The sequence below is a fragment of the Amycolatopsis sp. genome, from assembly GCF_035276945.1.
In the GTDB taxonomy this organism is placed as follows: Bacteria; Actinomycetota; Actinomycetes; order Mycobacteriales; family Pseudonocardiaceae; genus Amycolatopsis_E.
Genome location: NZ_DATELF010000068.1, coordinates 27861 through 41558 on the forward strand (window position 1 = coordinate 27861; position 13698 = coordinate 41558).

The 13698-nt window shown below is 68.6% G+C and carries 14 protein-coding genes; 3 read left to right on the forward strand and 11 right to left on the reverse strand.

Features of this window, described 5'->3' with window-relative positions; translation table 11 throughout:
* Positions 1 to 45 precede the first annotated feature (45 nt).
* From VJT49_RS11730 to VJT49_RS11740, 3 genes are all read left to right on the forward strand, one after another.
* Positions 46 to 945: a LysR family transcriptional regulator gene (locus tag VJT49_RS11730; RefSeq protein WP_324164787.1), complete on the forward strand. Its 900-nt coding sequence runs from the start codon at positions 46 to 48 to the stop codon at positions 943 to 945.
* Between the two features lie 163 nt (positions 946 to 1108).
* Positions 1109 to 1513 (forward strand): YciI family protein, encoded by a 405-nt coding sequence (locus VJT49_RS11735; protein ID WP_324164788.1) that lies wholly within the window; start codon positions 1109 to 1111, stop codon positions 1511 to 1513.
* Positions 1510 to 2655: an RNA polymerase sigma factor gene (locus VJT49_RS11740; RefSeq protein WP_324164789.1), complete on the forward strand. Its 1146-nt coding sequence runs from the start codon at positions 1510 to 1512 to the stop codon at positions 2653 to 2655. Before VJT49_RS11735 ends, VJT49_RS11740 begins: the two co-directional genes overlap by 4 nt.
* Before the next feature lie 54 nt (positions 2656 to 2709).
* On the opposite strand, the gene VJT49_RS11745 is transcribed toward VJT49_RS11740, so the two are convergent.
* The 11 genes from VJT49_RS11745 to VJT49_RS11795 form a co-directional block, all read right to left on the reverse strand.
* On the reverse strand, positions 2710 to 3291 hold the full coding sequence (locus tag VJT49_RS11745) for a CGNR zinc finger domain-containing protein (protein ID WP_324164790.1): 582 nt from the start codon (positions 3289 to 3291) through the stop codon (positions 2710 to 2712).
* Between the two features lie 15 nt (positions 3292 to 3306).
* Complete coding sequence (locus tag VJT49_RS11750; protein ID WP_324164791.1) at positions 3307 to 4032, reverse strand: helix-turn-helix transcriptional regulator; 726 nt, start codon at positions 4030 to 4032, stop codon at positions 3307 to 3309.
* A gap of 57 nt (positions 4033 to 4089) precedes the next feature.
* On the reverse strand, positions 4090 to 5547 hold the full coding sequence (locus VJT49_RS11755) for an amidase (RefSeq protein ID WP_324164792.1): 1458 nt from the start codon (positions 5545 to 5547) through the stop codon (positions 4090 to 4092).
* Between the two features lie 337 nt (positions 5548 to 5884).
* On the reverse strand, positions 5885 to 6304 hold the full coding sequence (locus VJT49_RS11760) for a hypothetical protein (protein ID WP_324164793.1): 420 nt from the start codon (positions 6302 to 6304) through the stop codon (positions 5885 to 5887).
* Between the two features lie 176 nt (positions 6305 to 6480).
* On the reverse strand, positions 6481 to 8172 hold the full coding sequence (gene groL, locus VJT49_RS11765; RefSeq protein ID WP_324164794.1) for a chaperonin GroEL: 1692 nt from the start codon (positions 8170 to 8172) through the stop codon (positions 6481 to 6483).
* A gap of 13 nt (positions 8173 to 8185) precedes the next feature.
* On the reverse strand, positions 8186 to 9211 hold the full coding sequence (locus VJT49_RS11770; RefSeq protein WP_324164795.1) for an NAD(P)-dependent alcohol dehydrogenase: 1026 nt from the start codon (positions 9209 to 9211) through the stop codon (positions 8186 to 8188).
* Complete coding sequence (locus tag VJT49_RS11775; protein ID WP_324164796.1) at positions 9208 to 9909, reverse strand: iron-sulfur cluster assembly protein; 702 nt, start codon at positions 9907 to 9909, stop codon at positions 9208 to 9210. The genes VJT49_RS11770 and VJT49_RS11775 overlap by 4 nt, the downstream gene beginning before the upstream one ends.
* A gap of 20 nt (positions 9910 to 9929) precedes the next feature.
* The gene (locus VJT49_RS11780; RefSeq protein WP_324164797.1) at positions 9930 to 10970 is read right to left on the reverse strand and encodes an amidohydrolase family protein; all 1041 of its coding nucleotides are present in this window, start codon (positions 10968 to 10970) and stop codon (positions 9930 to 9932) included.
* A 146-nt stretch (positions 10971 to 11116) separates the two neighbouring features.
* Complete coding sequence (gene mimD, locus VJT49_RS11785) at positions 11117 to 11488, reverse strand: propane 2-monooxygenase effector subunit MimD (RefSeq protein WP_324164798.1); 372 nt, start codon at positions 11486 to 11488, stop codon at positions 11117 to 11119.
* Positions 11485 to 12654: a toluene hydroxylase gene (locus VJT49_RS11790; RefSeq protein ID WP_324164830.1), complete on the reverse strand. Its 1170-nt coding sequence runs from the start codon at positions 12652 to 12654 to the stop codon at positions 11485 to 11487. Before VJT49_RS11790 ends, mimD begins: the two co-directional genes overlap by 4 nt.
* On the reverse strand, positions 12651 to 13694 hold the full coding sequence (locus VJT49_RS11795; protein WP_324164799.1) for a 2Fe-2S iron-sulfur cluster binding domain-containing protein: 1044 nt from the start codon (positions 13692 to 13694) through the stop codon (positions 12651 to 12653). The genes VJT49_RS11790 and VJT49_RS11795 overlap by 4 nt, the downstream gene beginning before the upstream one ends.
* Positions 13695 to 13698: the final 4 nt, after the last annotated feature.

The following is a 13698-nucleotide window of genomic DNA, read 5'->3' on the forward strand; positions in this document are numbered from 1 at the left end:
TAGAAGTCCAACAACTAGTTTGTTTAGAAGCTAGAATCAACAGTTATGGAACTGCGCCAGCTCGAATACTTCGTGGCCGTAGCCGAGGAGCGGAACTTCACCAGGGCGGCCGAGCGGGTACATGTCGCTCAGCCCGGAGTCAGCGCGCAGATTCGCCGTCTGGAACGCGAACTCGGCCAGGAGCTGCTGGACCGATCCGGCCGCTCGGTGCGCGTGACCGAGGTGGGCGCCGCGGTTCTCCCCTACGCGCGAGCCGCGCTCGCCGCCGTCGATGATGCGCGGCTGGCTGTCGACGAGTTCACCGGCCTGCTCCGTGGGCGCGTCGCGATCGGTATGGTGACCTCACACAACGTCGATCTTCCCGGCCTGCTGGCGCAGTTCCACGACGATCATCCGGCTGTGGAGATCACTCTCGCCGAGGCCGGGTCCGACCAGCTCGTCGACGGCCTGCGCACCGGCCGTTTCGACGCGGTGATCGTCAGTATCGGCAGCGCCCCGCCGGCCGGCCTGGACTTCGAGGCGGTCACCGACCAGCCGATCGTCGCCGCGGTGAGCCATCAGCACGAACTGGCCGTGCACGCCACGATCTCGCTCGACACGCTCCGTGGCCGCCCGCTGATCAGCCTGCCGACGGGCACCGGTCTGCGGGCCCGTCTCGACGAAGCGTGCACCGCGGCCGGGTTCGCCCCCACGATCGCGTTCGAAGCCAGTGATCCGGGTGTCCTCGCCCAGCTGGCCATGCGGGGACTCGGCGTCGCTGTTCTCCCCGCCGAATTCGTCGAAGCACGCTCGGACCGGCTGCGGCCCATCTCGATCAACCGGCCCCGGCTACGCGGGCGCCTCGTGTTCGCGTGGCGCGCGGGCGGCCCGAGCAGCCCGGCCGCCCGCGCGCTGGTGGGCCTTGCCAGGCGGATGCTCGGTACCGGGTCAGCGTGTCTCCATTAGACCAGCGGGTTCTCGTTCGGTGGTGTGGGCATCCCCGGGGCGGTAACGGCCAGAAGCAGGTCCCAGAACTCAGCACGCTTCCGGGTGTCGAGAATGTGGCGCCGGCTCCGTCCCAGGGGTACGAGTGGCCACGACGGGCCGCGCGACGAAGAGGAGAACCGGCATGAAGTACCTGCTGCTGAAGCACTACCGTGGCGCCCCGGCTTCGGTCAACGACGCGCCGATGGACCAATGGACGCCGGAGGAGGTCGACGCGCACGTGCAGTTCATGCGCGACTTCGCAGCCCGTTTGGAGGAGACGGGTGAGTTCGTCGACGCCCAGGCACTGGCGCCCGAGGGCGCGTTCGTGCGGTATGACGGCGAGGGGCGCCCGCCGGTGACCGATGGTCCGTTCGCCGAAACCAAGGACCTCATCGCCGGCTGGATGGTCATCGACGTGGAGTCGTGGGATCGCGCGGTCCAGCTGGCCGGGGAACTGTCCGCCGCTCCCGGGGCCGGCGGCGAGCCGATCCACGAGTGGCTCGAGGTTCGACCGTTTCTGACCGAGCAGCCCACGGTGAGCGAGTGAACGAGTCGCTGCTGCGGGAGCTCGTGCCCGCGGTGATCGGTGTCCTCGTCCGGCGCGGAGCCGACTTCGCGTCGGCCGAGGACGCCGTGCAGGAGGCCCTGATCCGTGCGCTGGAGACCTGGCCGGACGATCCACCGCGCGATCCGAAGGCATGGCTGGTCGCGGTCGCGTGGCGCAAATTCCTCGATGTCGCCCGCGCCGAGGCGTCACGGCGGGGACGGGAACTGGCCGTGGAGGCCGAGCCCCCGGCCGGTCCGGCGCTCGCCGCGGACGACACGTTGCGGCTCTACTTCCTGTGCGCGCACCCCGTCCTGTCGCCGAGTTCGGCCGTCGCCCTGACGCTGCGCGCGGTCGGTGGCCTGACCACGCGGCAGATCGCGACGGCATACCTCGTTCCCGAGGCCACCATGGCGCAGCGGATCAGCCGGGCCAAACGGCGGATCGTGGGGCAGCGGTTCGACCAGCCCGGCGATCTCGGGACGGTGCTACGGGTGCTCTACCTCGTGTTCAACGAGGGGTACGGCGGGGATGTCGACCTGGCGGCCGAGGCGATCCGCCTCACCCGCCAGCTCGTCGCTTTGACCGCCGAGCCCGAGGTCGCGGGGCTGCTCGCGCTCATGTTGCTGCACCATGCGCGCCGCGCGTCCCGCACCGGCGCGGGAGGTCGCCTGGTGCCGCTTGCCGAGCAGAACCGATCGCGCTGGGACACCGGCCTGATCAGCGAGGGGGTGACGATTCTGCAGGCCGCGCTGGCCCGCGACCGGCTGGGCGAGTATCAGGCGCAGGCCGCGATTGCCGCCCTGCACGCGGACGCCCGGAGCGCTGGCGAGACGGACTGGGCGCAGATCGTGGAGTGGTACGACGAACTGCTGCTGCTCACCGGCAGCCCGGTGGTGCGGCTCAACCGCGCGGTGGCGGTCGGCGAGGCCGACGGACCGCAGGCCGGCCTGGCGGCGCTGGCTGAAGTCGACCCCGAACTGCCCCGTTACACCGCGGTGAGGGCATACCTGCTCGAACGCGCCGGTGACCTCGAGCGCGCCGCCGAGCTGTATGCCGAGGCATCCCGCGCCGCTACCAGCGTGCCGGAGCGTGACCACCTCACCCGCGAGGCCGCACGGGTGCGGCAGCTGCCGCGGCCGTGAGTGGGGCATCCGCCCGCACTGGTGTTCGCATCTGGCCGAGCTTCGCAATCTCCGCTATCGCGTGCTCAAACCGACCCGCCGGCGGGCGCGGAAGGCCGCGGCCTTGACCCGGTTCTGGCAGGGCGTCGAGCAGAACCTCCTGGTGCCGTTCCGTGAGGTGTCGACGAACACCCGGTCGCAGGCCGGCGCCGTGCACACGCCGAGCCGGTCGTACATCGGGTTGCCGAGTACGACCGCGAGCGCGGTCGCCATGGACGCGGCCCAGCTGCGCGCCCATCCGGTGTCGGGGGCGTGGAAGTGCAGGTGCCATGGTTCACCGTCATGCCCGCTCAGCACCGGCGCGGCGTGGGTTTCGCGCAGCAGGGCGTTGGTCTGGTCGCAGGCGTCGTCGATCCGTCCGGAGTCGACGGCCACGAACACCTCGCGAAGCCGGATCGCGTACTCGCGGAGCCGCTCGACGTCCTTTTCGGACACTTCCGGCGCGTTTTTCGCGCGGCGTGGCCGCAACAGCTTCCGCAGCTCGTCACCGGGATTTTCGGCGGGGTACTCGCGGCCGAGCGCGTGTCCGGGGGTCAGCAGGTTGATCGCACCGACGGCCGCCAACACGACATCGCTCGCGTAACTGTCGAAGTTCATGGCGTGATGACTGATTCACGGCAGCACATGTGACGCGATCCTCACGGCGGCTGCCCGGTTGGGGGCACCCAGTTTCGCGAGGACGTGTTCGATGTGCGTGGTCACGGTCCGGGTACTGATCGACAGGGCCGCCGCGATCTGGGTGTTGGTGAGGCCGCGGCTGACCTCGGTGAGTACCTCGCGCTCTCGGCGTGACAGCGAGTCCGCGCGCCGGCGCGCGGCATGGTCCGGCTCCGTCCGGTGCGGCGCCAGCGTCGCCGTGATCGCGTCGAGGGTGAGTGTGAGCACGTCATTGCACGCCCGCGGTATCGGACGGGGGCTGTACAGGGCTAGGTGGAACACGCCGAGGTACTGACCATCGGCGGTATGAAGGCCTTGTGTCAGCCCCTCGACGATGCCGTTCGGTTCGAGGACCTCGCGCACGGTGGTAGACCGCCTGCGGTCGCGCTCGGTGAGCTCGGACAGCCAGCGTGCAGGGCGCCCCGCCGCGACGTCCTCGAAGAGCGGGTCGTTGTGCCCCTCGGTGGCGAGGAAGGACAGGAGGCTGTCGTTCATGTGACCGGCGATGTGCCGGTGCTGGCGCGTGACGGGATCCCACACCGATAGCAGAGCCTCGTCGTACGGAACGATCCGGGCGAGCTGGGCGAGGACCGCTGGAGCGCCGGCCCCGCTGCGGCTCAGCGCGCGCAGCGCGACAGCGGCGCCCAGCAGGGCCTCCGTAGATAGTGCGGGGTCCGTCACGCGCCAATGGTACGGAGCCCGCGTTTCGTCTCTATAACGCCCACGCGCTCCGGCGCCTCACCGGACGGACTCGGCGGGCATCCACGGATCGACAGGCCGCGACATGTCGAAGCGTGCCTCGATGTCCTTCGCGGTGCGCAGCAGGAGTTCCTCGTCGAAGGACCGGCCGATGAGCTGGATGCCCAGGGGCGCCTTGTTCTCCCGCCGGATCGCTCCCATGCCGATCCCGGGCAAGGCGAACACGGGGATCGCCGTGCTCGGCCACTGGTGCCGGAGCAGCTCACGGGTGCGGTCCACGGACACGAGGTCGTCTCCATGCGGGAAGGGTGGCTCACCCGAATTCGGGAGCAAGAGTACAGGGAAGTCCTCCATGAACTCCGCGAGCTGCCGGCGAAGGTAGTGGCGCCGGTCGAAGGCTTGTAGGAACTGGGTCAGCGAGACATCACCGAAGACGTCGTCGTGTATCTCGCACCACAGGTTGATGGAACGCTCGGTCTGTTTCTCGCTTACGCGCTGCATCTCCCCGACGGCGCCGATGGCCCGCAACTCGGTCAGGACGAGTTGGAACCAGAGCGAGGAAGCCTCCGCGAGGAGGGGCAACGAGACCTCCTCGACGTCGTAGCCCGCCTCGGCGAGCGCCGCCGCGACCGTCCTGGTCGCGTCCGTCGTCTCCGGGCGGCCCGGTCCGGCGTAGGGGCTCGACCCGGGGTCGGTGATCACGGCGATCCTCGGTCGGGCGTCGTCGACCGGCCTTCCCTTGACCGCCTGGGGTGCGGCGATCGGGTCGCGCGGGTCGAACCGCTCCATCACGGCGAGCCCGAGCCGCAAGTCGTCGACGGTCCGCGCAATCGGTCCCTCGACTCCGAACTGGGTCACGGTCAGCGGCGTGCCGCCGCCGGGACGGCCGTGCCAGGAGGGGATCCGGCCCGAGGTCACGCGCAGTCCGACGACACCGCACGCCGAGGCCGGGTACCGGACAGAACCGGCAAGGTCGTTCCCCTGCGCCAGCGCGACTACGCCGGACGCCACCGCGGACGCTGCACCGCCGCTCGAACCGCCTGGGGTCACCTCGGGGTCCCATGGGTTGCGGGTCCGTCCCCAGTGTTCGTTGTCGGAGAACCACCGGGTCGAGAAGGAGGGCACATTCGTCCGCCCGACCGGCACGGCCCCGGCATGGAGGAGGTTCCAGATGGCCGGCGACGTCTCGCCGGCGGGCAGGGCGAGGTACTCCTCGACGCCGTCGTGCGTCGGGTACCCCTCCAGGTCCGTGTTCGGCTTCAGGGCGATCGGGACACCATGCAGGGCGCCGAGCGCGTCGCCGCGGCTGCGCGCGCGGTCGGCCTCCCGGGCCTTCTCGACGGCATCCTCGAAAACCTCGCAGAAGGCGTTGGTCGTGCCGTTCGTGGCTTCGAGGCGTTTGAGCGAGGCCCTGACAGCCTCTTCGGAGCTGATTTCACCGGAGCGGATCGCGGCGGCGGTCCGCCCGGCCGACCATGACCAGAGCTCGTCGTTCATGAAGTGGAAACCTCCAGTTCCGCACGGGCGATGACGTGGGACATCTCGTGTCGGAAAGATGTGCCGGAGATGGTGATGGTCATGGGACTCCCTTTTGCATTGAGCGCAGAGCGCAGACACTAGGAGCGCCGCATCCACCGCACCATCGGTAGAAAAACCGATATCGCGCGACCGCACTTGGGCGAGAGGGGCCCTGGCCGGGTTCCGGCATCCGAGACATCACTGTCCGGGCATGATCAGGTGCTCAGTGTTATCGCGGACTCGCCGGAACCGACCTGCGGGCTCTGCCAGGGCCCGTTCGCTGTTTGGCTTCGGCGGCGCCGCAGGGCGGGTGGGGTCAGCGGAGTTCGCGGAAGAATTCGCGCAGGTCGCCGATCATGAGGTCGGGGGCCTCCATCGGCGCGAAGTGGCCACCTCGGTCGAACTCCGACCAGTACACCACGGTGTTCTGCTTCTCAGCGATGCCGCGAATCGTGTTGTTTCCCGGGAAGACCGCGATTCCGGTGTGCCCACCGGAATCGCGGAGCTCCACGCCCCACTGCTGGGATTCCTTGTCCAACCGCATGGACGAGCCGGCGGTGTTGGTGAACCACAGGATCGAGAGGTTGGTGAGCAGCATGTCGCGGTCGATCGCGTCGGAGGGCGTGGCCTTGGTGGGGTCCTTGAAGGTGTTCACCACATCCAGGACCCACGCCAGCATGCCCGCGGGCGAGTCGGCGCCCGTTGGCGCGAGTGTCTGCGGGCGGGTGGCGTACACGCCCGGTCGAAATCCTCGCTCGCCGTTGCGCAGCCGCGATCCGGGCCTGAGGCAGGTCGGTCAGCGATCCGCCGGGTACCGGGGCCGAATGTCCTCGCCCCGGTCGTCGTGGCCGGCTATCCGATCGTTTCCCTCTTTCACATCCCCGCGAGCGGTAAGCGCGGCGAGGATACCGCTCAGCCTACGGACGGCCCCATGCCCAGCGACTGGGGCGTGCTGGCGTCGGGCGATGGCTGGCGCAGGCCCTCGTCGAGCGGGCCGTACTCGGTCATCAACGCCGGGCTGCCGCCCCAGGGCGTCTGTTCCTCGGCGATCAGGGAGTTCGTCGTGAGCAGCAACCCCGCCACCGAGGCGCCGTTCCGCAACGCCGACCGGCACACGCGGAGCGGGTCGATGATGCCCATGTCGATCATGTTCCCGTACCGGTCCAGCAACGCGTCGAAGCCGTCGTCGCCGCCGAGTTCCCGGGTCCGCTCGATGACCTGACGGGCCGGGTATCCCGCGTTGGCCGCGATCAGGTGGGCGGGCTCGCTCAGGGCGCGGCGGACGATGTCGGCGCCCGTCGCGTAGTCGCCCTCGAGGTCGAGATCGAACAGCACCTTCTCGGCGTGCAGCAGCGCGGCGCCGCCGCCCGCCACGATGCCCTCGGCCATCGCCGCGCGGGTCGCCGAAAGCGCGTCCTCCACGCGGTGCTGTAACTCCTTCAGCTCCGCCGGAGTCGCCGCGCCGACCCGGATCATCGCCACCTTCCCGGTCAACGCGCCGATCCGCTCGGTCAGCACGTCCTCGTCGACGCCGAACCGGGCGCGTTCGAGTTCGGCGCGAAGCTGGTTGACGCGGAACTCCACGTCGGCGGACGACCCGCCACCGCCGACGATCGTGGTCGTGTTCTCGGTGACCCGGACCTGCTTCGCCCGGCCGAGGTGCTCCAGCGTCATCGTCTCCATCGTGAACCCGGATTGCCGGGACAGCACCGAGCCGCCGACCACCGCCGCGAGGTCTTCCAGCTTGTGCAGCCGCCGGTCACCGAAGCCCGGCGCCCGCACCGCCACCGACTGGAAGGTGCCGTTGACCTGGTTGTGCACCAGCATGCTCAGCGCGGAACCCTCCACCGTCTCCGCGATCAGCACCAGCGGGCGCGGCGCGCGCATGATCTTGTCCAGCACGGGCATCAGTTGCTGAACCGACGTCACCTTCTCCGCGCACATCAGGATGTAGGGGTCGTCGAGGACCGCTTCCAGCCGCCCGGGATCGGTGACCAGGTAAGGCGAAAGGTAGCCGTTGTCGAATTCGAACCCCTCCACGAACTCGACGGACATCCCGATCCGCGGCGACTCCTCCACGGTGACCACCCCGTCCTCGCCCACCGTGTGCAGCGCCTTCGCGATCACCGAGCCGACCGCGTCGTCGTCGTTGGCGGAGATCGCGGCGACCCGCGCGTAGTCCTGCTCGGTCAGCACCGGATGCGCCGACTTCTCCAGATGCTCCACCAGCCGGGCGACCGCGTGGTCGATCCCGCGCTTGACCAGCACCGGGTTCCCGCCCTCGCCGATGGCCTTCATACCCTCACGCACGATGGCCTGCGCGAGCACCGTCGCGGTGGTCGTGCCGTCGCCCACCACGTCGTTGGTCTTGATCGCCGCTTCCTTGACCAGCTGTGCGCCCATGTTCTCGAACTGGTCCTTCAGATGGATCTCCCGCGCGATGGTGACCCCGTCGTTGGTCACCACCGGTGACCCGGTGATCTTCTCGATGATCACGTTGCGGCCCTTGGGGCCCAGCGTGGACTTCACCGCGTCCGCGAGCTTGTCCACTCCGGACAGCAGTAGCTCGCGCGCCTGCGCGCCGAAGCGCAGTTCCTTGGCCATCGTGGATACTCCCTTACGGCGTGAGAATGGCTCGGCCCCGGACCCGGCCGGCGTCGAGATCGGCCAGCGCGTCCGGCGCCGCGTCGAGCGGGTATTTCCTGGTGTGCAGGGTGACCTTGCCGGCCTGCGCCAGCACCATCAGCTCGGCCAGGTCGTTGTAGGTGCCCACCAGGTTGCCGACCACGTTGCGCTCGGTGGAGATGAGGTCGATCGTCGGGATGTCGAGGTTGCCGCCGTACCCGATCACGAAATGGGAACCGTTGCGGCGAGTCATGGCGAACGCGTCCTGCTGCGCGCCCTGCTCGGCCACGAAATCGAGCACGACCTCCGCGCCCTGCCCGCCGGTGAGATCGAGCACCGCCTCGACCTGCTTGCCGTCGGCGAGCACGGTGTGGTCCGCGCCCAGCTTCGCGGCAAGATCGAGCGCCTCGGCGTTGCGGTCCACCACCACGACCGTCGTCGCGGTCAGCGCCCGCAGCGACTGGATACCGATGTGGCCGAGGCCGCCCGCACCGTTGACGACGCACACGGTGCCCGGATACAGCAGCGGCACCGCCTTGCGCACCGCGTGGTAGGCGGTGATGCCCGCGTCGGCCAGCGCGGCCACGTTCTCGGGCCGGGTCGCCGGGTCGAGTTTGATGCACGCCCGCGCCGACGTGAGCAGGTATTCGGCCATGCCGCCGTCACTGTCGATGCCGGGGAACGACCCGTTCGCGCAGTGCATGTCGTTGCCCGCCCGGCACGCGTGGCACAGCCCGCACGTGGGTGTCGGGTGCAGGATCACCGTGTCCCCGACCTCCACATTGGACACCGCGGAACCGGTCTCGTGCACCCAGCCCGCGTTCTCGTGCCCGATCGTGTAGGGCAGCGTCACGCCGGACTTCTCGGCCCATTGCCCTTCGATGATGTGCAGATCGGTGCGGCACACCCCGGCGCCGCCGATCTTCACCACCACGTCGAACGGACCCTGGACCGTCGGCTCCGGCACCTCCTCGACGACTGGGTCCTTGTGGTAGGCATGCAGCCGGACCGCCTTCATCCCCTCTCCTCCGTGTTGTTCGAAGCTCCGTACCGCGTCTTCAGCAGGCCCCGGCAGAACCCCGCGTTGCCGTCGATGCTCACCCGCACCGCCTGCGCGAACCGCAGCCGCTCGGCGACCTTGCCAGGGACCACCGGCCTGCCGTCGTCATCGACCACCAGCGGAGCGTCCGGAGTGGCCGGCAGCCCGAGTTCCTCCCGCCGGCGCACCAGGCTTTCCCGTTCCACCGATTCGGGCAGATCGGCCAGCCGCAGGCCCGCCAGGGCATCCACCTGCCAGCCCTCCGCCAGCAACCGCCGGCACACCCGGGCGAGGCAGGCCGTGTGGGCCTTGCGGCGGAAGGTGCGCCGCAGTTCGTCCAGCTCCCCGGCTGCCTCAGCGGGGAAGGATCCGGCGAAACCGGCCCCGGCCGCCACCCCGGCGTTGATCTCCTCGGCCGCGAAGTGGTCTTCGAGCCGCACCTCGACCGTCTCCACGCCCGGCACCGCGCGGATCGCGTCCACCGCGTCGGCCACCATCAGGTACGCGAAGTTCGGCGCGCAGAAGTAGGTCGGCAACCGCAGCCGGGCCCGGACCTCGGACCCTGCCACGGTCAGCTCGTGCACGAACCCGAGGTCGGTGATCGGCTCGTCGAGCTCCGGATCCCGGACCCTGCCGAGGGCGTCCCAGACCTCCGCGGAGACGGCGGTGGTCGTCATGCTGCTTCCGGCAAAGCCACTCATGCCGGAACCGCCGGGGCCGACCCGACCGCGGCACCGCTGTCGGCGGGCTCCTCCCGCACCTTGGCCGCGTCCGGAACGTCGAGATCGTACAGCTTCGCCGCGTTCAGCCCGAGGATCTTCTTCTTGATCTCCGGGGTCAGCACGCCGTACTCGGCCTGCATGTCCTCGGGGATCTGGAAGTCGACGAACTTCTCGACCAGCCACTTCGGATGCCAGATCGCGTAGTCGCTGGCGAAGGTGAGCCGGTTCTCGTCCAGCCAGTACAGCAGCTCGCCCAGCACCTGTGCGAAGTAGCGCGGCCGGGTGTGGATGAACGGCATCGCCACCGCCAGTCCACCGTAGACATTCGGCTCCTGGGTCGCGATCCAGCAGAAGTCCTCGAGCCGGGGCAGGCCGCAGTGCTCGATGATGAACCGCAGGTCGGGAAACGCCGTCGCCGCGTCGTCCACATCGGCCACGTCGAAGGCGTCCCGGTTGAGCGGATAGATGGTCGGGCCCTTGTGCACGTGGATGTTGCGGATACCCAGTTCTTCGCACTTCTCCAGGTACCGGTATGCCCACGGGTCGGACAGCTTCCAGCCCTTGGAAATGCCCTTCCATTCCGCGGTGTAGAGCTTGACGCCCTTGAGGTTCCACCGGTGCGCCAGCATCTCCAGGGCGTCGAGCCCGGACTCGCCGTCACGCGGGTCGAAGGACCCGTTGACGATGAACTTGCCCGGGTATTTCTCCGCCACCCTGCCGTCCTGCTCGGTGGTGTTGAAGCCGTTGACGTAGAAGTCGGTCAGATACGTGGGCTGGAAGATGGCCTTGTCCACATAGCCCTCGTCGAACAGGTCCCGGACCAGCGTCTCGTCGGAGTACTTCTCGAACTTTTCCAGCGGCCAGACCCAGCCTTCCGGGCTGAGGCTGCGGTGGTAGTCGTAAAAGCATTCGATGAAGCCCTTGCCGTAGCGGTTGGCCTGGTTCGCGGGACTGCCGTCCCAGGCGTGCACGTGGCTGTCGACGACGAAGTAGGTTTCTCCGTCCTTGGTGTACATTCCTCGTCCCTTTCTTTTTCGCGATCTACGCGCTGGCTCGAACGTGGAGACGGCTCCGGCCCGCCTCCGCGTTCGAGCGGCCTTCAGCCCGGAGCGCACTCACGTGTCGCCTGCCCTGTCGCGAACCGCTCCGCGCTGTTGTCCTTTCACGAGACCGGTTTGAGGTCGAAGTCGAGGTATTCGGCCGCGTCTTCGGGATTGGCGAACATGATCGTGCGGTCGTCGAGGTGGACCATGCGGCCGTAGTGGGTCGACATGCTCTCCTCGAACTCCGCCGCGTTGAACCAACCCTCCTCCTCACCCGCGGCCTCGTCAATTTCGGCGTAGATCACGTCCATCCGGCCCGTGGCGTCGACCCGGATCATCGAGGGCAGCGGGGTGATGGTCACGTTCTCCTTTCCACCCATCACCTCCGCCACGATCGCGCCAACCTGGTTGTTCATCAGCGTGAACCCGCACCGGTTGGACGCGGTGTTGTCTGATTTGAACGGGCTTTCCGCCGTCTTGAACACGGTCACTGCGCCAGCTCCTTCGGTTCGGCCAGACCCAGGTCGGACAGGATGCCGCTGAAACGGCTCTTCGCGCGGTCGAGACCGTCTTCGAAACGCGGCGGTTTCGCGTCCGGCTGCGACCACAACGGCTGCAGCGTCCGCGCCGCGGTGACGCACTTCGGGACCCAGTCGGCCAGCCACTGCCGCATCAGCTCCCGGTTGTGCTCGGCGAACTCGCGATCGTCCACCAGCGGCCGGAACAACGCCGTGGTGTAGCGGAGATCGCGCTCGGAAAAGTCGAACTCCTCGGCGCCGATCAGCGTGGGCGTGACGAAGTCACCGTTGGCCGGCGCGGCCTGCTGCACCAGGTTGCTCCGGAACAGCTCGCCCACCAGCGGCTCGAACACCACGTTCGCCGCGAACACGGCCTCGCACCAGTCCCAGACCCCGGTCAGCTGCTCGGCGACCTCGCGCACGCCCTGCCACGCCGGGTCCTCGTCCCACGTCGCCAGGTGCGCCGTGCCGTCGAAACCCTCGACCTCCTCGGTGAGCGTGAGGTTGTACAGCGCCAGATCCTGCGCCGCCCGGATGCGGTGCATGCTGTTCACCGAGATCGCCGTGTTGTGCATGTTCGTGGGCGCCCTGCGGTTGGCGTTGGCGAACAGGTACAGGCCCAGGCCGTGGTCCACGTGCATCCACGCGCCCACGTGCTGCGCCACGAACTGCACCCAGTTGCGGTTCCACTGTTCGAAGGCCTTGGACCGGCGGGCGGCCTCGACGTTCTGGTTCAACTGGCGGACCACGTTGGCGTTGTAGCGGTAGAGGGTGAGTTCCCACTCCTCGTTGGGGTCACGGAACTCGTGCCAGCCGTGCGCCGGCCAGTCATAGCCCCGGCCACCCGAACCCGGGCCGCGTTCGGGCACCGGCCGGTCCGAGCCCCACGCCTTGAGCCTCGTCCACTCCAGCGGGTAGCCGCCTGTGCCGTCGGCGAACCCGTACAACCAGCCCTGGCTCAGGTAGTGCCGCGGGTCGGGCTGGACTTCGACCGTCACGTCCTCGTAGTGACTCTGCTTCCGCTTCTGCGGAACGAAATAGTTGAAATGCCGCGAGCCCGAGTCCGGGAACTCCTTGGTGCCCGCTTCGGCGTCGGTGAACACCGGCTTGGGCACGCTGCGCTCGATCGTGGTCATCAGTGTGTTCCTTCGCCCGTCGTTGTGAACTTGTCGTAGAAGACGCGTTTGTCCGCCACGCCAAGGGCGGGCAGCAGGTCCAGGGCCGCCTCCACCATCGGTGGCGGCCCGCACACATACGCGTCGGCCCGGGCGAGGTCCGGCTCGCACCGCCGCAGCACGTCGGTGATCAGGCCGGTCTCGCCGTCCCAGTCGTCGTCACCCGGCTCGGAAAGCGCCGGCACATAACGGAAACCAGCGAGCTTTTCCTCGAGCGCGCGCAGTTCCTCCTCGAAGCACAGATCCCGCCGCCGGCGGGCGCCGTAGTAGAAGGTCGCCTTCCGGTCGATCCCGCGCTCGGCCATCGAGCGCAGCAGCGACAGGATCGGCGCCATCCCGGCACCGCCGCCGACGAAGACCAGATCCTTTTCCGGCGCGTCCCGCAGGGTGAAGACCCCGAACGGGCCGGTCACCTCCAGCCGGTCCCCGACGGCGAGTTCGGCGTCCAGAAACCGCGAAAACAGGCCGTCGGGATACACCTTGATGACGAACTCGAGCCGGCCGCCTTCCCGGCTGGAGGTGTTGGCCAGCGAGAACGACCGCGTCTCCCCCGTGCCGGGCACCGCGAAATCCAGGTATTGGCCGGGAAAGAACCTGATCGTCTCCGGCTCCACCAGCCGCACCACGAGATGCCGCAGATCGTGGGTGACGTTGTCGTTGGAGACCACCTCGACCACCGCCCGCTGGATCGGCAGTCCGGAATGGATCATCTCCTCGTCGTAGTTGAGCAACTCGATCGTCAGGTCCTCGTAGGCGTGCGCCCGGCACAACAGCGTGTAGCCTTCGTCCTTTTCGAACTCGGGCAGCGCGAACGTGGAATACCGGTCGTGCTCGACATCATCGCCGTCGAGGATGAAGGACTTGCAGGAGGCGCACTGCCCTTCCTTGCAGCCGTGCATGAGCATGACGCCCTGCTCGGCGGCGGCGCGAAGGATCGTCTGCTCCTCGTCCGCCTCGATCTCGATGCCCACGGGCTCGAACCGCACCCGATGCTTTTCTCCCATGACT

What these genes read in the sequence shown, in the direction of transcription:
- VJT49_RS11730 (WP_324164787.1), top strand. Translation starts at nt 46, where the DNA reads ATGGAACTGCGCCAGCTCGAATACTTCGTGGCCGTAGCCGAGGAGCGG.
- VJT49_RS11735 (WP_324164788.1), top strand. Translation starts at nt 1,109, where the DNA reads ATGAAGTACCTGCTGCTGAAGCACTACCGTGGCGCCCCGGCTTCGGTC.
- VJT49_RS11745 (WP_324164790.1), bottom strand. Translation starts at nt 3,291, where the DNA reads ATGAACTTCGACAGTTACGCGAGCGATGTCGTGTTGGCGGCCGTCGGT.
- VJT49_RS11755 (WP_324164792.1), bottom strand. Translation starts at nt 5,547, where the DNA reads ATGAACGACGAGCTCTGGTCATGGTCGGCCGGGCGGACCGCCGCCGCG.
- groL (WP_324164794.1), bottom strand. Translation starts at nt 8,172, where the DNA reads ATGGCCAAGGAACTGCGCTTCGGCGCGCAGGCGCGCGAGCTACTGCTG.
- VJT49_RS11770 (WP_324164795.1), bottom strand. Translation starts at nt 9,211, where the DNA reads ATGAAGGCGGTCCGGCTGCATGCCTACCACAAGGACCCAGTCGTCGAG.
- VJT49_RS11775 (WP_324164796.1), bottom strand. Translation starts at nt 9,909, where the DNA reads ATGACGACCACCGCCGTCTCCGCGGAGGTCTGGGACGCCCTCGGCAGG.
- VJT49_RS11780 (WP_324164797.1), bottom strand. Translation starts at nt 10,970, where the DNA reads ATGTACACCAAGGACGGAGAAACCTACTTCGTCGTCGACAGCCACGTG.
- VJT49_RS11795 (WP_324164799.1), bottom strand. Translation starts at nt 13,694, where the DNA reads ATGGGAGAAAAGCATCGGGTGCGGTTCGAGCCCGTGGGCATCGAGATC.